19 protein-coding genes and 1 other annotated feature (1 of these 20 running past the window's edge) are annotated in these 21756 nt (G+C 29.3%); of the genes, 6 read left to right on the forward strand and 13 right to left on the reverse strand.

Annotated elements, in window-relative coordinates; genetic code table 11:
* Window positions 1-171, reverse strand: a binding site (T-box leader) (it extends 64 nt beyond the left edge of the window).
* A gap of 99 nt (window positions 172-270) precedes the next feature.
* The 4 genes from ACREVU_RS19410 to ACREVU_RS19425 all read right to left on the reverse strand — a co-directional run bounded on the left by ACREVU_RS19410 (window position 271) and on the right by ACREVU_RS19425 (window position 4048).
* Window positions 271-1935, reverse strand: coding sequence for a putative ABC transporter permease subunit (locus ACREVU_RS19410; RefSeq protein WP_431553245.1), 1665 nt, complete (start codon window positions 1933-1935; stop codon window positions 271-273).
* Window positions 1928-2653, reverse strand: a complete 726-nt coding sequence (locus ACREVU_RS19415) for an ABC transporter ATP-binding protein (protein ID WP_431553246.1) — start codon at window positions 2651-2653, stop codon at window positions 1928-1930. The genes ACREVU_RS19410 and ACREVU_RS19415 overlap by 8 nt, the downstream gene beginning before the upstream one ends.
* 231 nt (window positions 2654-2884) lie before the next feature.
* Window positions 2885-3421: a spore maturation protein gene (locus tag ACREVU_RS19420; RefSeq protein WP_431553247.1), complete on the reverse strand. Its 537-nt coding sequence runs from the start codon at window positions 3419-3421 to the stop codon at window positions 2885-2887.
* A 51-nt stretch (window positions 3422-3472) separates the two neighbouring features.
* A complete protein-coding gene (locus ACREVU_RS19425) occupies window positions 3473-4048 on the reverse strand; it encodes a nucleoside recognition domain-containing protein (protein ID WP_431553248.1) in 576 nt (191 codons plus the stop codon).
* Between the two features lie 210 nt (window positions 4049-4258).
* Between ACREVU_RS19425 and ACREVU_RS19430 the strand changes: the two genes are divergently transcribed.
* Window positions 4259-5116, forward strand: a complete 858-nt coding sequence (locus ACREVU_RS19430) for a putative ABC transporter permease (RefSeq protein ID WP_431553249.1) — start codon at window positions 4259-4261, stop codon at window positions 5114-5116.
* 21 nt (window positions 5117-5137) lie between these two features.
* The gene (locus ACREVU_RS19435; RefSeq protein ID WP_431553250.1) at window positions 5138-5323 is read left to right on the forward strand and encodes a hypothetical protein; all 186 of its coding nucleotides are present in this window, start codon (window positions 5138-5140) and stop codon (window positions 5321-5323) included.
* 151 nt (window positions 5324-5474) lie between these two features.
* On the opposite strand, the gene truA is transcribed toward ACREVU_RS19435, so the two are convergent.
* Both truA and ACREVU_RS19445 read right to left on the reverse strand, forming a co-directional pair.
* The gene (gene truA, locus ACREVU_RS19440; protein ID WP_431553251.1) at window positions 5475-6212 is read right to left on the reverse strand and encodes a tRNA pseudouridine(38-40) synthase TruA; all 738 of its coding nucleotides are present in this window, start codon (window positions 6210-6212) and stop codon (window positions 5475-5477) included.
* A 92-nt stretch (window positions 6213-6304) separates the two neighbouring features.
* Window positions 6305-7843 carry a YiiX/YebB-like N1pC/P60 family cysteine hydrolase gene (locus ACREVU_RS19445; RefSeq protein WP_431553252.1) on the reverse strand — a complete coding sequence of 513 codons (1539 nt, stop codon included), beginning with the start codon at window positions 7841-7843 and terminating at the stop codon, window positions 6305-6307.
* Window positions 7844-8058: 215 nt separating this feature from the next.
* On the opposite strand from ACREVU_RS19445, the gene cls reads away from it, so the two are divergent.
* A complete protein-coding gene (gene cls / locus ACREVU_RS19450; protein ID WP_431553253.1) occupies window positions 8059-9513 on the forward strand; it encodes a cardiolipin synthase in 1455 nt (484 codons plus the stop codon).
* Window positions 9514-9835: 322 nt separating this feature from the next.
* Here the strand turns inward: cls and ACREVU_RS19455 are convergent, their stop codons facing one another.
* Both ACREVU_RS19455 and ACREVU_RS19460 read right to left on the reverse strand, forming a co-directional pair.
* Complete coding sequence (locus ACREVU_RS19455; protein ID WP_431553254.1) at window positions 9836-11395, reverse strand: hypothetical protein; 1560 nt, start codon at window positions 11393-11395, stop codon at window positions 9836-9838.
* Between the two features lie 32 nt (window positions 11396-11427).
* On the reverse strand, window positions 11428-12783 hold the full coding sequence (locus tag ACREVU_RS19460) for a GAF domain-containing sensor histidine kinase (protein ID WP_431553255.1): 1356 nt from the start codon (window positions 12781-12783) through the stop codon (window positions 11428-11430).
* Window positions 12784-12909: 126 nt separating this feature from the next.
* Between ACREVU_RS19460 and ACREVU_RS19465 the strand changes: the two genes are divergently transcribed.
* On the forward strand, window positions 12910-13482 hold the full coding sequence (locus ACREVU_RS19465) for an anti-sigma-I factor RsgI family protein (RefSeq protein WP_431553256.1): 573 nt from the start codon (window positions 12910-12912) through the stop codon (window positions 13480-13482).
* Between the two features lie 28 nt (window positions 13483-13510).
* Here the strand turns inward: ACREVU_RS19465 and ACREVU_RS19470 are convergent, their stop codons facing one another.
* Entirely contained in the window at window positions 13511-14686 is a 1176-nt protein-coding gene (locus ACREVU_RS19470) for an N-acetylglucosaminidase (protein WP_431553257.1), read from the reverse strand.
* Between the two features lie 281 nt (window positions 14687-14967).
* Here ACREVU_RS19470 and rluF point away from each other — a divergent pair, with 281 nt between their 5' ends.
* Window positions 14968-15753 carry a 23S rRNA pseudouridine(2604) synthase RluF gene (gene rluF / locus ACREVU_RS19475; protein ID WP_431553258.1) on the forward strand — a complete coding sequence of 262 codons (786 nt, stop codon included), beginning with the start codon at window positions 14968-14970 and terminating at the stop codon, window positions 15751-15753.
* Window positions 15754-16323: 570 nt separating this feature from the next.
* On the forward strand, window positions 16324-16791 hold the full coding sequence (gene ispF, locus ACREVU_RS19480) for a 2-C-methyl-D-erythritol 2,4-cyclodiphosphate synthase (RefSeq protein ID WP_431553259.1): 468 nt from the start codon (window positions 16324-16326) through the stop codon (window positions 16789-16791).
* Between the two features lie 76 nt (window positions 16792-16867).
* On the opposite strand, the gene ACREVU_RS19485 is transcribed toward ispF, so the two are convergent.
* The 4 genes from ACREVU_RS19485 to arcA form a co-directional block, all read right to left on the reverse strand.
* The gene (locus ACREVU_RS19485; protein ID WP_431553260.1) at window positions 16868-18781 is read right to left on the reverse strand and encodes an EAL domain-containing protein; all 1914 of its coding nucleotides are present in this window, start codon (window positions 18779-18781) and stop codon (window positions 16868-16870) included.
* 282 nt (window positions 18782-19063) lie between these two features.
* Window positions 19064-19270, reverse strand: a complete 207-nt coding sequence (locus ACREVU_RS19490) for a hypothetical protein (RefSeq protein WP_431553261.1) — start codon at window positions 19268-19270, stop codon at window positions 19064-19066.
* A 231-nt stretch (window positions 19271-19501) separates the two neighbouring features.
* Window positions 19502-20500 carry an ornithine carbamoyltransferase gene (gene argF, locus ACREVU_RS19495; protein WP_431553262.1) on the reverse strand — a complete coding sequence of 333 codons (999 nt, stop codon included), beginning with the start codon at window positions 20498-20500 and terminating at the stop codon, window positions 19502-19504.
* Window positions 20501-20542: 42 nt separating this feature from the next.
* Window positions 20543-21751 (reverse strand): arginine deiminase, encoded by a 1209-nt coding sequence (arcA, locus tag ACREVU_RS19500; RefSeq protein ID WP_431553263.1) that lies wholly within the window; start codon window positions 21749-21751, stop codon window positions 20543-20545.
* Window positions 21752-21756 lie beyond the last annotated feature (5 nt).

Below are 21756 nucleotides of genomic sequence, written 5' to 3' on the forward strand. Positions count from 1 at the left end.
GATGACTATCATCACCTGTCAATATAACGGTTGCAACCGTATTATCCTAATAATCAAATTCAGATAATCTGCTTAGAGGCCATGTTCATAAGTTGCCATGCTACTGATTTTCACCTATCTCAGCTCGCTTTTAGCATTTAGACTTACTACTCTTCTCATCATCACATTTGTTTAATAATAAGTATATTGCAATTAAACTACTCTGTCAATATTTTTATCCTAAATTCCTGAAATTATACTTAAAAACCTTATACTTAAAAAAGCCAATTTTTATGATTCTATTTTTCTTAGCATTTTTACACCTTTTGTACCTAGTAGATAATATAGCATTAAATCTAAAATCCCATATGAACCTACTATTAAGGCAAATGCAATCCATTTAGTTAGTCCAAACTTGATAACCATAAATACCGTAAGTGCACCTAAGGCTATACAAATAATCATACTAATCAGCACATTTAAATTCCTCTTAACTGCCTCCTGCTCTGTATCCCACTGAAGTTTAGGAAAATTCAAATCAATAAATATTCCTATAAAGGAAGTAAATACTATTCCCGAAAGTCCAACTATAATCATTAATAAAACTAAATTCAATGGTAATTTAAGTAATATTAAACCAATTATACTTATTGTAATCATAGAAACTACCCCTAAAATTACCGCAGATAACACTTTTGCCATAAGCTGATCTTTATATTTCATAGGTATATATTTTAATATAAATAAGTTTTTACCTTCTCTTGATATTGCTGTAGTTGCAATTGAATTACTACAAGATGAAAAAACCATAAATGCAAAAAAAATGCTTAATACTATACCTGCACTTTTACCATTCTGTAAAAGCCCAGTTAATTCCTTAATTTGCCCCAAGCCACCCTTCTGAGCGAAAATTGGTACAAGTAAAAATAAAGGCCATAAAAAATTCATAAGCACACAATTCATAAAATAAATTGGTGTTCTAAATAAAACCTTTAATTCTTTTATTATATATATCTTTAGAGAAGAATTTTGTGTTGTATTTTTTATAAGTTCGTTACTACTGAGAGTCTTTCTCTTTGAGGATGTTTCAGATACTCCCATAACACCTTTAAAATACAATACTTGGCCTAATATTATAAATATCATTACTGCAGCCAGCGTTATGGCTATAAATAGAATCAGATTAATAACACCCACAATATTTTTAGTATTAACCAAGCTATTTACAGCTATCTTAGTACTTGGAAACATCTTTGTTGCCAAATCAACAAGGGAGTTATTTCCCTTTGAAAACATCTCAGTAATTTGTGATTGACTTAAATTTTGTGAGAATTTTTGGATATATAAGTTGATTCCTACACCAAAGCCCATAGCTATAAGCCCACCTACTAATCTAAACCGGTCCTTATTTTTTGCAATATTAGTAAATCTCATTATAATCATATTAATTACAGAAGCAATTACTAGTGGTACTATAGGCAATAGTAAAAATATAACAACTCCGTAAATATAATACAGTACTCCTCCGCCACTCTTTAGCCCATAAGCAATTAATGTTGGCGCAAAAAATATAATTTCTGTCATGTATTCATAAATTAATACTACGGTAAATTTAGCTCCCATAATATGCCAAGGTTTAAACGGTAGTGGTAATAAGTTTTCTACGTCCATAGAAAAGTAAAATATGCTCATAGCATAGAAAATGCCGAAAAAGAAAATAACAACACAAACAATAGATAATCCAAATCCCAATATAACTGCTTCTTGACCAATTTGGTGTAATCCATCATAGGCCGCAAATATGAACTGTCCAAATCCTATTGCCATAGGTGTAAATGCTAGTACTAAAAGTAGTCCAAGCAATAACCCCTTTATCTTCTTTTTATTTTTCTTACTACTAGAGGAGCCAGTTCCTGTTTTTAATAGCACCTTAGTTAGCGCTATAAACTTATTCATTTTCAGTCATCTCCAAGAAGATTTTTTCAAGAGACCCACTGGCTTTAAAATGCTCCCTTAGTTCATCTAGCGTTCCACAGAATAATATTTTCCCCTTATTTATTACAGCAACCCTATCACAAAGTTTTTCGGCTACTTCTAAAACATGAGTTGAAAAAAACACACTTTTTCCGTTATTTGCATGTTCTCTCATCATTTCTTTTAAAACATATGAAGATTTTGGATCAAGTCCCGTCATTGGCTCATCTAAGATCCATACTTCTGGCTCATGAATGAGTACACCCATAATGATAATCTTTTGTCTCATACCATGAGAATAACTTTGAATCTGGTCTGTTAGTGCATTGTTCATTTCAAATCTATCTCCCAAGGTTTCAATTCTTTCTTTTCTAATAGTGCTTGTCACCTCATAAATATCAGCCATAAAATTTAGATATTCTATGCCTTTAAGTCTTAAAAACATATCTGGATTATCTGGTACAAATCCAAATTGTTTTTTAGCCTCTAGATCATTTTTTTCTATATCAATTCCATTTATAGTGATTTTTCCGCTATCAGCAGTTAATATTCCTGTAATCATCTTTATAGTAGTAGTTTTACCTGCTCCATTGGGTCCTAAAAACCCAAATATTTCTCCATCCCTTATGGTTATATTTATATTGTCTACAGCTTTATTCTTGCCATTGTAACTTTTATTTACATTCGTAATTTCAATCATATTTTACCCTCCTGCCCTTCTCTGGAGTAGATAACAATTATTAATTGTTATCCCTCCTGTATTCCTCTGTAGTATATAACAATTATTTTGCTCAAGTTTATTTACCTACTTATCGACATTTAACAACTAATAAATGTACATTTAATGATACCATACTTCTTATTCTCTTACAATATATGTTATCTTTTTTTTACTTATTATGGTATTAATGCCTTTTAAACTAAAATGTCATTAAAAGAAAAACTTGGCTAAATTAACTGCCATTATAATTGCTGTAATGTCTGCTAGTATCGCTGCAAATAATGTATGCCTTATATTTTTTATATTTACTGCTCCAAAATAAACTGTCAAGGTATAAAAGATAGTCTCTGTCGACCCCATTATTATAGATGCTACCCGCCCTATGTAACTATCTGCACCATATTGTTTTATGATGTCAGTAAATACTCCAAGAGCCCCACTTCCTGAAAGTGGTTTTATTAAAACTAGAGGAACAACTTCAGGCGGGAGTCCAATAAACACAACAACTGGTTTTACTAAATAAATTAAAAAGTCTAAAGCTCCGGAGGCTCTAAATACATTAACGGCTATAATCATAGCTAGAAGATAGGGAAAAATTTTAAGACAAATAGTTATTCCCTCCTTAGCCCCTTCAACAAAACACTCATATACCTTTACTTTTTTAATAACTCCATATATTACCACCAATCCAATAATAATTGGAATTGTACCCTTTAAAATATATGCTAATAAATTACCTAAAATCAACCTATCCACCTACCTTATCTGAATTTTAATATGAATATGCATATATTTTTATTAAAAATACCTCTGTAAAATTTTGCAATAAACTATACCTAAAATTGCAGCAGTGCCAGTGGCAATTATGGCTGGGAGTATTATAATTGCTGGATTTTGAGAATTATAAGCAGCCCTTATAGATATAACCGTTGTAGGTAGAAACTGAATACAGGCAGCATTTAGCACTAAAAATAAAGCCATATCATTACTCGCTGTATCTTTTTCATTATTTGTTTTCTGCATCTCCTCCATAGCTTTTATACCAAAGGGAGTAGCTGCATTAGATAATCCCATCATATTTGCTGTTAAATTCATAGTAATACTGGACATTGCTTTCTGGTCTTTACCACTCCCTTTAAATATGATTTTTAAAATTGGCCTAAGTACCCCTGCCAATTTATCAGTTAGTCCACTTTTTTCAGCAATTTTCATTATTCCACACCAAAGACACATCATTCCAATCAGACCAATTACCAGTTCCACAGCACCAGATGCTCCTAAAACAACAGCTTTTGATAAAATTTCTCCTTTTCCTGTAAAAATGCCAATAATTATCCCAAGAAATAATATTAAAAACCAAATAATATTTATCATATATTTTCCTCCTAGAATTTAAATTAACCATCACCCTCAGTCCTATAATATTAATGTATATGTATTTATTTCTCTATAATTGCCTATAATAATATTTATTTAATTACACCTATTATTAGTTAATTCATTGCACACACTATAATAAAAGTACATTTTGTGTTATTATTTTCTTGTTGAATATATAATTAACGATATAAAAGGAGTTATTTTATGATTAATATACCTTTTTTAAATTCTAATATTTTTACACTTTTTTATTATTTTATTATCTATTCTTTTATGGGCTGGTGTCTTGAAACAGTCTACTCTACAATAAAGAATAAAGAATTTGTTAATAGAGGCTTCCTCCACGGTCCATTTTGTCCTATTTATGGGTTTGGAACTCTTTCAATAATTATTTTGCTAAAACCTATAGAAGATAATTATATTTTACTTTTTATAGGTTCAATATTTACAACCTCTATTCTTGAATATGTAACAGGCTATGTTCTAGAAACTGCATTTAATAGTACTTGGTGGGATTACAGTGAAGAGCCCTTTAATCTTCATGGAAGGATTTGCTTATCATTCTCTATAATATGGGGAATTGTTTCCATGTTTGTTTTGAAGGTAGTTCATCCATATATTGTTTATCTAGTGAATGTAATACCACCTAAACCCGGCATAGTACTTTTCTATTTTATGCTTATATATTTTATCGTTGACTTTACAATTACTGTAATAACAGTAATTAAATTAAGATCCATGTTAACTCAGTTAAATACAGCTTACTCAGACCTAACTGATAAACTTTCAGAGTTTAAATTAAATTTAGGGAATACTAGAGATATATCCGAACTTAAACTCAGATTAGATGGATTAATCGAAAGTGCTGAAATGAAAGTTAGTAAAAAGAAATCTGAAGTTGAAAATATTATTAAAGAACTTAAAATAAAACATGATTCCTTATACATTAAAAAACATCCTGATTATTCAAGACTTATAAAAGCCTTTCCTGACTTGAAATTTAAGGGACTAGATTCTATTTTAAAAGATGTTAAAAATAAAGTTTATAAGAATAATAAATAATATAAAGAGGAGATTAAAAAAATGAGTGAAGATAATATAAAATTAGCACAAAAGGGTATTGATGATGCACTAGAAACTATAGAGGTGCTAGAGAAAACTATAAAAGAAACTCCTCTTTCAAAAAATGCACTAAAAGAAAGTTTCCATACTCTTTCTAAGAAAGTTGATGAGATTGAGGATATATTAAAAAATGAAGGTATACTATAGTTTTCCCAAAGCTATACAAATTACATTTAACTATTAATAATAAAAGCACCACATTCCCAAATATATTATATATTGGGGAATGTGGTGCTTTTATTATATTTAATTTCAAGTCATCTATTTTACAAATTATGACCTGTTTATCTCAATATTCTTAATAATTAACTTCTTCTAAAAATAATCCTTTAGCCGGTGCAATATGCCCAGCATATTTTCTTTCCTTTTTATCTAAAATATCACTGATATCAGCCACGGTTTTTTCACCTAGGCCAACTTCAACAAGAGTTCCAACTATGATCCTTACCATATTCTTAATAAATCCATTTCCTTGAACACTAATTTCTATGTTTCCATCCTCTTTTACAATGTTTATAGTATAAATATTTCTAACAGTAGATTTTTTCTTGCTTTTAAGAGTTGTAAAACTTTGAAAATCATGTTCTCCTATTAAAACTTCTGATGCTTCTCTCATATTTTCAACATTTAGAGATTGTGGTATATGATACTCATATTTTCTATTAAACACATTGTGCTCTCTGTTGTTACAAATATTATAAACATATTTTTTAGCTTTAGCATTATATCTAGCATGAAAATTCAAATCCATTTCTTGTACTGATTTCACCACAATATCCTCTGGCAAATACTCATAACAATAACTACGGATTTTGTGATCTGACATTGTACATTCTGTTCTAAAATTTGCAACTTGATTTGTTGCATGTACCCCTGCATCTGTTCTACCTGAAGCAGTAATTTCAATGTTTTCTCCAGCCATCTTACTTAAAACAGTTTCGATTTTGTGTTGTATTGTATTATCACTATCTCCAAGTCTTTGCCATCCTTTGTACTTAGTACCATCATATTCTATTACAATTTTAATATTTCTCATAATTTTATTTATCCTACTTTCTATTTTAGAGTTTGATCTAATATTTTAAATATTTTTTAATACATACTTTATATTATATACATATATCGCAATTAGTAAAACATCCCGTATAAAATAATCCTTAACTTTGATAGTGCTGAATTAATTTTTACAATAGGATACCTTGTTTCTGTATTTGAAATAATCTTACGCTTTACTATTGACCACTTGTTCAACTTCCAAGTTGTTTTTAAATCCACTGCACTTTTCCTTATTGCTTTTCTTTCTCTTTCACTACCATCATAAAATACTACAAAATCAAATTCTGAATCCTCACTATCAAATTCTGCATCAAATTTTTCAATAATACTATTAGGCGAGAGTAATAATCTACCTGCTTTAGGTTCTAATTTAAAATTAAGTCCTTTCTTATTGTTTGAACATAAATAGGACTTATAAATTAGTTCACTACAAAACAGTGCATTATCCGTCATAATATCAAAGTTATAATCATATAACTTCCCTAAGTATTCAAAAGCTGTAAATAGTGCTTTTAATTTATCATCTTTAGATAGCTTAGGGCGCAGCGCAGAAAAATAATCAACTTTTGCAATAGCATTTAGAGGATTTATTACCACACCAGGAGCAACAACTTCTATAATGTACTGTCTATTGTTTTTACTTTTATCACATAAGATATCATATACTTTAGGATATACATTTTTTACGTAATCAGACACACGCAAAAAATTTCCTAATGACATGTCCACAAAATAATCGTCTAGCACCTCTAACTCGCCTATATAAATAGCAGAATGAGTCCAAAATCCTGGTAATCCTAGGTTGGTTAGTTGATAATTATTTCTCTTTAAAAGTATATCTCCTGGTAGCAACTCACCTTTTATAATATTAATATCTTCATTACTAACATACTTCTCTTTTCTACTAGAATAATCAACCCCAGTAATACTTATAGCAATCCATTTTTGAAATGGAAACCAAAAATCAAATGCATTTTTCCCAAAGAAATCAATCATATTATTAAAAACGATATTTCTATGATTTTTAACAAGTTTTATTAGATTTAAATAATTGTTACTTGCATAATCTAACAGTTTTTTTTCACTTTCATAGCTTTCATATTCATAGACTTCATAACAACTTACCATGAAATCAAAATAATGTTTATTTTTAAACAAAGATATCATTTGAGAAATTTCAGTAATTTCTTGTGTAATGTAATAATACTGTTTTTTATTAATATTGTATTGAGGCCTACTTTCGTTAAACATTGACTCCAAATACTTGTTTTTGTCTATAATATTAGCTAATAACACAGAATTTTTACGTATTGCTATAGTTGAAGCATAAATTAATAACACATTTTTAAATTTAATATGTGAATCTTCCCTATGCTTTAATGTAAGTTCATTTTTATATTTTTGTCTGATTTCATTTAATCCATTATAGCATCCTACATAATTTACCCACTTATCTAATATATTTTGTTTATCACCCAAGGACATATTTTGAATGTCAGAACTAAACAGCTCTTTATTTTTCTGGATTTCATTCACTATATGCTCTAATTCTTTTATAAGTTTTAAGGACTGGTTTATTTCCTCATCAACTATCCTATGAACTAAACCCATACCCTTATCCCCCATAAATTCACTTTAGTAATTCATTTTTATTATACCATAGAACTCACTTTTCCTTTACTAATATAATTATAAAATTTAAAAACTTCTAAATTATAAACGATAATATTCAGTAAAAACATGGAAATTTTCGTTTATATGGTTTTTTATGCATTTTTATATGTATACTATAATTATAATATATAATGAATTTTTTGGAGGATCTTATGTTTACAAATGAACTATTATTACGGTTTTTTAATTTATTATTTTTTATTAATATTTTTTTCGCCATAGCCGTTGTGTTTATTGAGCGAAAAAATCCTGCAAGCACTTGGACTTGGCTTATGGTTTTACTATTTTTACCTAGTATAGGGTTTGTTTTATACTTATTTCTTGGTCAAAATCTAAAAAGGAAAAAACTATTTTCCTTAAAAAAAGGAGAAAAAGAAAATCTTACCTCAATTATAGACAAACAAAAGGAATTTCTAAATAACGAAGATTTAATTAAAACTAATCCATTTTTAAATAAATATTCTGATATGATGGAACTTAACCTTTGTAGCGATAATGCCTTTTACACTAACAATAACCAAGTAACTATATTTATTGATGGTAAATCTAAATTTGATCAACTTAAAAAGAGCTTAGAAGCTGCAACTTTATATATTCATATGGAATATTATATATTTAAAAATGACACCTTAGGAAAATGCATTCTTGAAATTCTGTGTAGAAAATCTAAAGAAGGGGTAGAAGTAAAATTGCTCTATGATGGTATGGGTTGCCTTAAGGTTCCCAAATCGTTTTTCGCCTCTTTAACTGAAGCCGGCGGTAAAATTGCTTGTTTCTTTCCACCATTTCTCCCTTATATAAATCTTAGGGTAAATTTTAGGAACCATCGTAAAATTTGCACTATTGATGGTAAATATGCCTTTATAGGTGGTTTTAATATTGGAGATGAATATTTAGGGCACTCTAAAAAATTTGGATTTTGGAGGGATACACATCTATTCATACAAGGGGATGCAATAGATGCATTAGAATTGCATTTTCTAATGGATTGGAGATTTGCTGCTAATGAAAATTCAGTTTTCGATAGCAAGTATTTTCCCCACAGACCTCACCTTGGCAAAACCGGACTTCAAATGGTTTCAAGTGGTCCTAATTCTACATTCGATTCTATTAAAAATGGATATTTAAAAATGATTAGTAAAGCCGAAACAAATATTTTTATAGAAACTCCTTATTTTATTCCAGATGATAGTATCTTAGAGGCTTTAAGAATAGCATCGCTATCTGGAGTAGATGTGCGTATAATTATACCAAGTAAACCTGATCATCCCTTTGTATATTGGGCATCTACTTCATATATGGGAGATCTATTAGAATCTGGTGTCAAATGTTATACCTACACTAGGGGATTTCTTCATAGTAAGTTTCTTTCTATTGATGGTTCTATAAGCTCTGTAGGTACTGCTAATCTAGATATTAGAAGCTTTACACTGAACTTTGAAATCAATGCTTTTATATATGATAAGGAAATAACTTCACAATTAGATGTCTATTTTAATGATGACCTAAAATTCTGTGATGAGCTAACTCTAGAAAAATATACTAACAGAACCTTTATTGTTAAAATCAAGGAATCCGTTTCAAGATTACTTTCTCCCATACTATAAAAATAAAAAAAAAAGTATATATTACGCGTATTGCAATACGATTAATGCAGTCACTTTGCTAAGAACTACTAATTTTATTTTTAATTAATCTGCTAAAAAATATAAACTCGCTGTCGCTCAAACATATATTTTTCTAAACGCATATCAATTAAAAATAAAATAAGAAGTTCTAAAGCTCGCTTCAATGCATTATACGTAATATATACTTTTTTTTGCGTATAAAAACATTTGTTAACAAATAAAAATTTATAAATATTATTTTAACTCTCATCTATAAAAAAGTTATCCACATTGTTTTCCGCAAGCTGTTTCCTATATAATGTTAAATTGTAAGAAAGAAGGGCACAAATATCATCATAGTTAACATAGCATCCAATAACAAAGCTATACCAAACTTACCAATAACCATTCCTTCTAAATCTTCACTGTAGAGATTATATCCAAAACAATAACATATTGTGCTTATAAAGGCGCATATAAGTATTCCAACCCATTTATGTGCTAACATTTGTGGAAGTAAATACAGTCTATCTCCATAGGAATTTTCTAATACCGTTGATATTTTTAATGCAAAACTCACAATAGAAATAAGTATGAAATATCTTTTCTTTTTCTTTTCTGAAAGATTAAAAGAGATAAAAGTCATAATAGCTATTAGAAGTATTATAGGCATTAACCATTTAATAGGATATATTATGTAAACTAAGCTGTATACAACACCTTGCAGTGTATTTAATGTTGCCTGCTTTGTTTCTATGGGTAAATGGACATTATTAGCTACCTTAAACCCCTGATTTTGTGATGCTAAGTAAACCCCATACACATCTGGCTTAATATAACTACAGTATGCAATTATCTCTCCATTTATTGCAGGATAAGTAGAAAGTCCAGCTAGTCTAGTTACATAGCTATAACTACTTACCTTGTTATCCTTTAAGATAAAATCAACTATCCCTTGCTGCTTATCTTTAGTTCCAAATATTCTATCAGTTGTGGCAAAAAACCTAGCACCGTCCTTAGAATAGCTCCCAATTACATTATATATATATTTATTATTATCAATATACAATTCACTAGAATTTTTGCTACTTCCATCTAATGCAAATTCTAAAATTCTAGTCCCGACAACTTCTCCTTGCACACTGTATTCTATTAATAAATATCCATTTTTACTATCACTAGAGGTAGCAGTATGTATAAATATCATAGCTTCACTTTTATTAAGCACTCCTGCTGATTTAGGCCCAGATGCCACCCCTTTCTCCATAGTTATATAACTAAATCCTTCTTCTCCATTACAATATGTAAGCATAATTCCATTTTTAGTTTTTACACCTGATAATAAAGTTGCTCCTTTTATATTAAAATCCTTTGTAGAATTTTTAGCCATATCTAATACTTGAATTTTGTCCTTATATCCAACTATTAAAATATCATCTCCTATTTGATAGGTCTCAGTTATATTTTCTATTATAGATGAATCCACCTTATTTAATCCTTTATCCAATTTTATAATTTTTAATGAATTAGTACCATTTTCATAAGAATTATAACTAAGATAAAAAAAATCTTGTGACTTTAAAAAATTAACTTCTTTAATTAAATCACCTTTAGTGTCAAAGCTTTTCTCCACAATCTTTTTACCTAAATCATCTGTTTTTGTAAGTCGTAACTTGTCCCCATCATTAAATGCTACTATATTATTCTCATAATCTTTTAATATTTTAGGGAAGCATGTAACATCTCCGGTAGATATAGCAACTTCTTTACTCCACTTAGCAGATGGTGACTGCGACCTTATATCATATTCCACTTTATACTGAAATCCTATTATAGCCAAAAACAATGCTATAAAACTAATTATAAACATTTTTTTTCTCATTTTTTACCCCCCAGTAGTGCCTTCGCGAACCTTTATATTTTCACCCTCAAAATAGGTATACTAAAGGAAAAATCAGTTCCCTTTTGAGTTTCACTTTCAACCCATATCTCTCCCCCATGCTCTTCAATAATATGCTTACATATAGCTAGTCCTAGCCCCGTACCTCTAGGTTTATTTGTAAGTGTATCTCCAACTTGACTAAATTTTTCAAATATAAATTTTTTATCTTCCTCCCTAATACCTACACCTGTATCACTAATACATACTATAATATTCTCTTTCACTACTCTTGCTGTACATACTATGCACCCTTGCTGCGTGAATTTTATAGCATTAGAAACAAGATTAATTATCACCTGCATTATTTTATCCCTATCTGCCATAATTTTGGGAAGTGGCTCTCTTATGCTTAGTATAACTTGAAGCGATTTATTTCTAATAATTGGATTTGTTAATGTTATTACCTCAGTAATAAGTTCTTCCATATCCATTTCCATCATATTTAATTTAAATTTTCCCGCTTCCAATCTTGATATATCTAACAAATCATTTATAAGGCTAGATAATCTCTCTCCTTCTGATAAAATTATATTTACATTTCTCCTTATTTTAACTACTGCATTTTGATTCTTTTCAATTTTAAGATCTAGTTCTTTCACTATAGAGCCTTCAAATTTTCTCTTAACCATTTCTGCAAAACCAATAATAGAGGTTAATGGTGTTCTAAGTTCATGAGAAACAGTAGATAAAAAATCCGTTTTCATCGTATCCATATCTTTTAGTTTTTGAAAAAGCATAGCATTTTCTATGGCTACAGCTACTTCCCTAACAAAAGAAAAAGCATTAGTTCTTTCAGTTTCATTGTATGCTGACCTTTTACACTTTAATATAATAACTATTCCATATATATTCTTTTTATATATTATTGGAACTATAAGTATGCTTCTCATGTGATATAATACTAATTGAAAGCAAGTGTTATAATTTGTATATTCAGATTTATTTAAATCCTTTATATAACTAGGCTTACCACACTCTATAATTTTCTCTATAAGTTCAATACATTTGCTCTCTTGTAAATAGCTATTTAAATCTATTTTCTCTGCATAACCACGACAAGCCATAAGTTTAAATTCATTATCAGTTTTTAATACACTTATAGCAGCATCATAGTCTAAAATTTCATATAAATTATCTATTAATGACTTAAAAATTCCTTTTATATCTGTTGTAGATTTAAATATGTCAATAGTAGTCTTAATTTTTTTATCAAATTCTTTGGATTTTTTAATAGTTACCCTTTTAATTTTAATACGAATATATATAATACTTGATATAATCCCTATGCATATGAAAAATAAATCATTAATCCAAGAAATTTTTTTCATAATCTACCTCTATTCATTATTAATAATTTTGTATGTTCTATAATGAAAATACCAATTTTTTCACCTTATGTCAAGTATTATTAAATATTTACCCTAACTACTATTATCCTATGAAAGAGGTGTCTTATGCGTAAAGCTGGTAAAATAATTAATATTGAAAAAAATAAAGTGTATATCATAACTGCAAATAAAGAATTTGCAACTCTTGAAAAGCACACTGCAGATCCTAAAATAGGTGAATTATATGCAGGAGAAGAATTTAAAAAATCAGTTTATTGGAAATATTTGTTATCCATCTTTTGTATACTATTGCTTATGTTTTCAATCAGAAAATTATATTTGAATAATAAATACAATTTTTCCGTTATAGTAGACATGAATTGTTCTATAAAAATGGAGGTAAGCAGTTCAAATAAGATAAAAAAAGTTGAGGGCATTAACTCTAAAGGCTATAAAGTAAAAGAACTACTACCATTAGAAAATAAGTCTTTATCGGAGGCCTTGCATATTATTTTAGATGAATCTATTAAGCAAAAATACTTAACTAAAGCACACGCGGACGACGGCTTCAAAATTTCTATATTTATTTCTGGAAATAAAGACAACGCTCCTATTGATTTAAGTGATTTTCAAAAATATGCTGGCACACATAATTTTAAAGTGTTTATAAACAATAATGGACAAGCTTCAATTGAATAAGGGCATCCTATACAGGATACCCTTATTACTATTTATATTGAGGTATTTCAAATGTTAATTTTGCATTCGTACACTTATCAAGAATTGCTTTAATATAATAACTCTGCTTATATGCCCATGCTATGTCTGTGGCATATTGATGACGATCAGTATTTGTTGCTGGGACGATTGGATTCCATTTCATTTTATATAATGTATTTTGCTTAGAAATAGCTTTATTTATATACCCTGTAGAAATCCATTTAATGCCCCCTGCTATAGCTGCCTCTGGAGTAAACCACCCTTCTGTATAAGCTTTTTCTGAGCCTAATCTAAGAGGATCACTATCCCATGCTCCAATCCCGAACATATTGTATGTAATTTTACTTGGAACTGCTTTGCCCGCAACCATGCATACTGGATAACCTATAGATAATTGTGATTTTCCATGACCGCTTTCTAATATGGCATGGGCAATAATATAGGCTGGATTCACATCATATTCCTTACAAGCATCTAAAATTGTTTTCCCTTGTCCTTCTAATATTCCCTGTCCCGTTAATGCACTATCCAATTCCTCTGAACTAATCCCTTCAACATAATTTAGTGTTAAAAATTGATATACAGCATAATCATGATATTCAAAGTTTTTAGGATTCAAATAATTACGAATATCTATATCACTAGGGATTAAATCCGGATAATTAGGTACGTAATTAATAGGCTTGTCTTTACTTTGCACTCCTACCATTTGATCTAATGTCGTATCATATGACTTATAAACATATTTCTTATTACCTTCATCTTTTAATTGTCCATTATCTGGTACTGCTATAGTAAAACTCATAATTATAGGTGTCTTAAGTTGATTACTGTTTAAGGCCCTTAAAGTATCATTTATTTGTAGTGAATAAGTTTGCCCAGGTAAATATCCAGAAACTGGCGGTTGTACTATTATTGTATTATTATTAGAATCATAAGATATATTTACATCCGCTGAAATTCCAACAGGATTATAAATCTTAACACCTTTTGCAATGTTGTCCACATTAATTTCCTGGTTAAACTTAATCTTCCATACTTTATCAGACTTCACATTTACAGTCTTTTGTCCCCACTGAATCGGATTTGGAGCCGCTATAACAGTATTTGGAATAAATATAAATAGGCAACACATTATGCCTAAGCATAACATCAATTTGTTTGAAAACAATTTATTTATCAATTTATCTTCCCCCTATACTTTTTATTGGAAATCCACTAAGGTGGACTATGCAACATCTTTACTACAAAATTAAATTAATTAATTTGCTATTTTCCTTTATATTTGGCACATTATTTAATATAATTAAATAAATTAATACTTTTGTTAAACAACAGTTTGTCCAATAATTATAAAATTGCTTCTATCTGTATGACTATTTAACCATATATTATAACTATTTTACCATATAATATGAATTATTCAACTTAATTTTACTTTATAATTTCAAAGGACGGTGTAATATGAAGACCATACATAACCAAAAAGAAAATAATGTAACCCAGACCTACGATAATAATGATTCAAAAACTAGATTAAATAAATTTATTAGTGAAACTGGCTATTGTTCAAGGCGTATGGCGGATAAATTAATTGATGCAGGAAAGGTCACCGTAAATGGTAAAATACCTGAAATGGGCACCCAAGTATCTAAATCCGACTATATTGAAATTAACAGGCAGCCATTAAAAACTAAAGAAGAATTCGTTTATTTAGCTTTCAATAAACCTGTTGGAATAACCTGTACTACAGAACATAAGATTAAGGGAAACATTATAGATTTTATAAATTTTCCGAAAAGAATTTTTCCTATTGGTCGCCTCGATAAGCCTTCCCAAGGTCTTATTTTTCTAACAAGTGACGGAGATATTGTAAATAAAATCTTGCGTTCAGGTAATAATCACGAAAAAGAATACATTGTTACTGTGGATAAACCTGTATCTTCTGATTTTATAAAAAGTATGGCAAACGGCATACCCATACTTAATACTATTACTAAAAATTGTTTTGTAAAAAAAGAAGGCAAATATATTTTCAGAATAATTTTAACAGAAGGGCTTAATCGTCAGATAAGAAGAATGTGTGAGCATTTAGGTTATGCTGTTGTAAAACTCGAGAGGCTTAGAATTATGAATGTCTCTATAAATAATTTAGCCCTTGGCAAATGGAGATACCTAACATCGAAGGAACTACTAGGTATCAATGAATTAATCTCTAATTCAATTAAAACTGAAGATGCTTCAAAATAATTATCCTTAAATATTTCTCTTTTTTACTAGTATTACCATAAATTTTTATAAATTTATTATCTATTTAAAATACATTCCTGTTTTTCTTTAGACTAACAGATTATACACATTAACATTTACTAGTCCACAAATATTGTGAAAATATGTCGCTTTTTCAAAAATTAATATATACTATTGGAGACTTATACACATTATCCACAATTACCCTGTGTATAACTTGTGGAATTGATGTTTGTGACTGATTATTAGTATTAATTGCAGATATTTTTAAAAATACAATGTAAATATATGCTTTTTAAATTAAATTATTCAAAATATTTTTTTAAAGTTATCCACATTATCCACAGTTTTGTGGATAACATGTTGATAACTTTTTATCTATTTTTCTATAATTTTTTTCTTTACTATAAGCCTATGAATGGCTATTCTTATAGGTGTGCATATTACTAATACCATATTTAAATTTGCTGATTATAAATTTCTTGATTACCTTCTTAGAAAATGATATATTAAAATCATCAGCTGAAGTTCTAAAATGTTAACAAATCAAATTGAAAAGAGGTAATTTGCTTGAGAATTGGAATGGGATACGATGTTCATAAATTAGTTAAAGGAAGAAGCTTAATACTTGGCGGGGTAAACATACCTAACGAAACTGGTTTATTGGGGCATTCAGATGCAGATGTTCTTGTTCATGCTATTATGGATGCTCTACTCGGTGCTGCAGCTCTTGGAGACATTGGGAAGCATTTCCCTGATACTGACTCTACATATAAAGGTGTCTCTAGCATTGTCTTACTTAAACATGTAGGCAGTTTAATTAAAAATAGTAAATATATAATTGAAAATATTGATGCTACAATAATTGCGCAAAGCCCTAAGATGGCACCACATATTCCCTATATGGTGAAAAATATTGCAACTGCATTACAATTGCCTATAGATAAGGTTAATATTAAAGCTACTACTGAAGAAGGCCTTGGTTTTACAGGCAGATTAGAAGGAATTTCTTCAAATGCCATATGTCTTTTAAAATAAAATTCAATAACACCGTATAAATTATAAAAACTAAGGACATTTCTTATATAAGAAATGTCCTTTCATAATTAAAATTTTAAAATCCTCTTTCCCAAATTTCATAGTCTGCATGGTCAATAAGCATGGCAGAAGAAAAATATGTACCCTGACCATATGAAACTCCTAGTTCTATTAATTTTTCTTTTTCTTCTAAAGTTCTTATTCCCTCTGCTATAATTTTCATGTCAATTTTTATAGCCATTCTAACCATGTGTTCTACCATCAATGCTTTTATTTCGTCTTTATTAACATCTCTAACGATTTGTTGAGAAATCTTTATGAAATGTGGCTTCATCTTTATTAGCTCCACCATATTAGAGTTTCCTTCTCCATAATTCTCCATAGCTAGCTTAAATTTTAGTTCCTTGGCAAAATTCCTCCAAAACGCGCTTCTTGGTATACGTTGAGTGATTTCTAAAACTAAATTTGTATCCTGTAATTTTCTAATAACTTTTTTAATAGTGTGCCTTGTTGTATCTGATTGAAGTTTAAAAAATAGCCCTTCTTCAATAAACGGCTTCAGTTTATCTAGATAATTGCACAATTTATCGCAAGCAAGCAATGTAAGCTTTTCTAAGTCACCGGTAAGCCTAGCTTTTTCAAACATCTCATCCGGAAAAAATTCTAATCTTGAATCCCTAACTAGTATTTCTAATGACTTAACCTTCCCGCTGTTTAAGTTTATGATAGGCTCTACAGTAAGCTCTATAGATTTATTTTTTATTATGCCTGAAATATGGTATGCCTTTTGATCAATCTTATATATTGATTCCTTATCTAAATAATCATTTATTGAGCTTTCATCTAAAAACCATTGAAAACTGGCACATGAAGTTAGACTAGGATTATATAGATCTATAAGTTCATGCTTTAAAACAGCTCTTAAATTATACATTGTATATATCATTGCTGCCAGTCTTTTATTTTCATCCTTTGTTTTACGAATGAAGTTTAATCCTGCAGCGACTCCAGCTAAATAAAAAGATGGCTCATATAGTTTATTTCTGGAATCTGAAAGCAAATAGTCTATACCATGCCTTAATTCAGGTATTATATCTCTAAGTATACTAGCACCATCTCCATCCGGTATATCAACATACTTCACATTTTTAGTTAATTCTTCACATAAACTAATCCAAAATTTTCTTTGTTTATTATTGTCAAATTTTAAATAATCCATAAGTGAATGTAATTCTAGATACCTTGTATCATAAAAAATATTACTATGAGTTTGATAACTTCCAAAATCAATAATAGATGGTTTTTTCACTGAAACAATTATATTCCCACCATGAAAATCACCATGTATGCAGGAATGTAAATACTTTATCTCCTTACCATCCCAAACCTCTGCATCTGTAAAGAATTTATATGGATTAGGGAAGAATTTATCAACCCCATCAATTACTAGCCATTTTTTATCTTCATCAATCATTAAGTTTTCAAATGCCTTTATTTGTTTTTCATCCATAAATCTATAACCTAGAGATGTTTTCATTATATCAAAAGGAGATTTAATTTCTGAAGTATGTGGTTTATTCCAAGTATACAAAAATTTAGCTACCTGTTCTGAGGTTTGCTTAACTAATGCTAATTCATTTTCCAATGAATATTTTAGTGTTTTAATTCCCAGTACATTGTCACCCCCAAGTTCATATAGCACTCCAAATCTTTTTAAATTATTTAGGCACTTAATTTCCACTTCATCAATAATTTTAGGTATATATCCTTCAATTGAATTCTCCCTGGATTGTAAAAATGCTTTATTATGCAGTCCACTCTCATTCATTTCCTGAATCTTTAAAACTCCAAGTTTTCGAGATTCACCAAATTCTACAGTATACACAGCTGCACCAGATTCCCCATCGTTTAATTCATTTATTATTTCAATAGGTTGATTTTCTTCTGCAAAGCTTTCCAAAACCTTTATTTTCTCTTGCTGGCTTAGCATATTTTACCCCCTGTATCAATTATTGTTATTATGCTTCTATTTATAATATAGATAAACATACCTTTCTCAAGACTCTCTATATTTCACATTTAATTTTTCTAAAATCTTAACTCATTTCTAGATAATGTTTTCTATTTAGCAAGCTAAAATATAGTCATCATTATTAGATTATACTACAAATATATTATAATACTACAAGCATAATAAATCACACAAGTTTTATGAATTATAAAGCCTGTATGATTGAATAATTTCCTCTTAAAAATCATGTTTAAATTTAAATTAACTAAATAACTTTCTAGTACAATAATACTTATCTTCTCTCTTTTCGAGGTCAAACTCATTTATTGATGTAATTCTATCATGTTGCTCTACATGAAGTACATACCCCTCAACATTTTTATTTTGAAAGTAAACTTTTGTATAATTCATAACCTCTACTTTGTCCCCAAAAATATCATAAATTAACAATGGTATCTTATTTAGCATATATATCTACCCCTTTTATATTTATTAACTATAAATTAATAAATATTATGATATATAGCTATTTATGCTAAAAATATTATTAACTTTGATATATTCACCTATATATTTTTTAAAGACCATATGAATAGAGTATATAAAATATAGAACAAAAAAACTTTCAGAATTAATCCGAAAGTTTCTTGTTAAAAATGCAAATTCTACATTTAAATCATCACCTAAGATGATGCCATATTAATCTCCTAATGTAGCCACCATAACTGCTTTTATTGTATGCATTCTATTTTCAGCTTCATCAAATACTATAGAAGCTTGACTTTCAAATACTTCATCTGTGACTTCAACACCATTCATTCCAAATTTTTCAAATACTTCTCTACCAACACCAGTTTTTAAATCATGATATGCTGGTAGACAGTGCATAAATTTAGTATCTTTATTATGTGTCAAATTCATCATTTCAATATTAACTTGATATGGTTTTAATACACTAATCCTTTGCTTCCAAACTTCATCTGGTTCTCCCATGGATACCCAAACATCTGTGTATATAACATCTGCATCTAATACACCCTTTGCTACATCACCCGTAATAGTTATTTTCGCTCCTGTAGTCATAGCTACTTCTCTACATTTGCTAACTAATGATTCTTCAGGGAATAATGAAGTTGGAGCAACTATTCTAAAGTCCATACCCATCTTTGCAGCTCCTATCATAAGAGCATTAGCCATGTTATTTCTTCCATCACCAGCATAAACAAATTTAATTTCGTTTAGTGGTTTTGTAAAATGTTCTTGTAGTGTTAAGAAGTCTGCAAGAATTTGTGTTGGATGATCCTGCGTCGTTAATCCATTCCATACGGGCACTCCAGCATATTTGGCAAGCTCTTCAACTACTTCTTGACCATATCCTCTATATTCTATTCCATCATACATTCTCCCAAGAACTCTTGCTGTATCTGCAACAGATTCTTTTTTACCGATTTGAGTTCCTGTAGGTCCAAGATATGTAACATGTGCTCCTTGGTCTAGTGCGCCTACTTCAAAAGCACACCTTGTTCTTGTAGAGCTTTTTTCAAATATAAGTGCTATATTTTTACCTTTTAATGTTTGCCTCTCTGTACCGGCATATTTAGCTCTTTTTAAATCTCTAGCCAAGTCAAGAAAATAGTTAATCTCTTTTGGTGAAAAATCCATAAGTGTTAAAAAATTCCTGTTTCTTAAGTTAAACATAATAAATTCTCCTCTCTTGTCTTTATTTCTAATTTTATCTGACTATATTAAATCCTCTCTGTAGAAAGGCATAGACATACATCTTGGACCACCCCTACCTCTTGATAGTTCACCAGAAGGCATTTGAAGTACTGTTATATTGTTTTTATCTAAAATCTCGTTAGTAACATAATTTCTCTCATAAGTTATTACCTTACCAGGAGATATAGCTAATGTATTTGATCCATCGTTCCATTGTTCTCTACCTGATATAACTTTATCTCCACCACCACAACGTATCAAAGTGATATCTTTTTTTAAATGATTGGAGAGTATTTTTTCCAAACTTCCTTCTTCTTCTCTACTTATTAATTCTTTATTTTTATAATCATAGGTTATTGCTGTAACTTTTAAGGTACCTTCTATTCCCGGATGAACAGTAAATTTATCATAATCAATCATTGTGAATACAGTATCTAGATGCATAAATGCTCTAGTCTTTGGGATATCAAAAACTAAAATTGTTTTAAAATGTTCTCCCTTTTCAAATATGTTTTTAGCCATATTTATAACTGCTTCTTTATCAGTTCTCTCGCTATTACCAACCGCAATAACTTCTTTGGATAAAATTAATTCATCTCCACCTTCTATATTATATACCTCATTCCTATCATACCACAACGGAATACCTGAATCTTTTAGCTCAGGGTGATATTTGAAAATATATTTTCCGAAAATCGTCTCCCGCCTTCTAGTTTTAGTTTTCATAGAATTTAAGCTTATTCCATTTCCAATACATGCAAAAGGATCTCTTGTAAAATATAAATTTGGCATAGGATCCATTATAAATGGATATTCATCATAATGTTCTTTAAGTTCTATTTCTTTTTTTCTTATTCCGGCCATAACTTTATCTACCATTTTTTTTTCTGGCAATGAATATAAATAATCTTTTATAGATGTTATAATTTTAGTCTCATTTACACCACATTCTTCTATAACCTCATCTAAAAATAGTTCTTTAATTTTAGGATCTTTTATTGCTTCTACTGCTAAATCTTCAAGGTACAGAGTTTCCACACCATTTTCTTTTAATATCTTAGCGAAATTGTCATGCTCTTGCCTAGCTACCTTCATAAATGGAATATCGTCAAATAAAAGCCTTTCTAAATACTCTGGTATAAGATTTTCAATTTCTTCTCCAGGTCTATGTATAAGAACAGTTTTCAAATTTCCTATTTCTGAGTAAATATTGATTTTTCTCTTATCCATCTTCT

The sequence above is a fragment of the Clostridium sp. genome, assembly GCF_050717535.1.
In the GTDB taxonomy this organism is placed as follows: domain Bacteria; phylum Bacillota; class Clostridia; order Clostridiales; family Clostridiaceae; genus Clostridium_AD.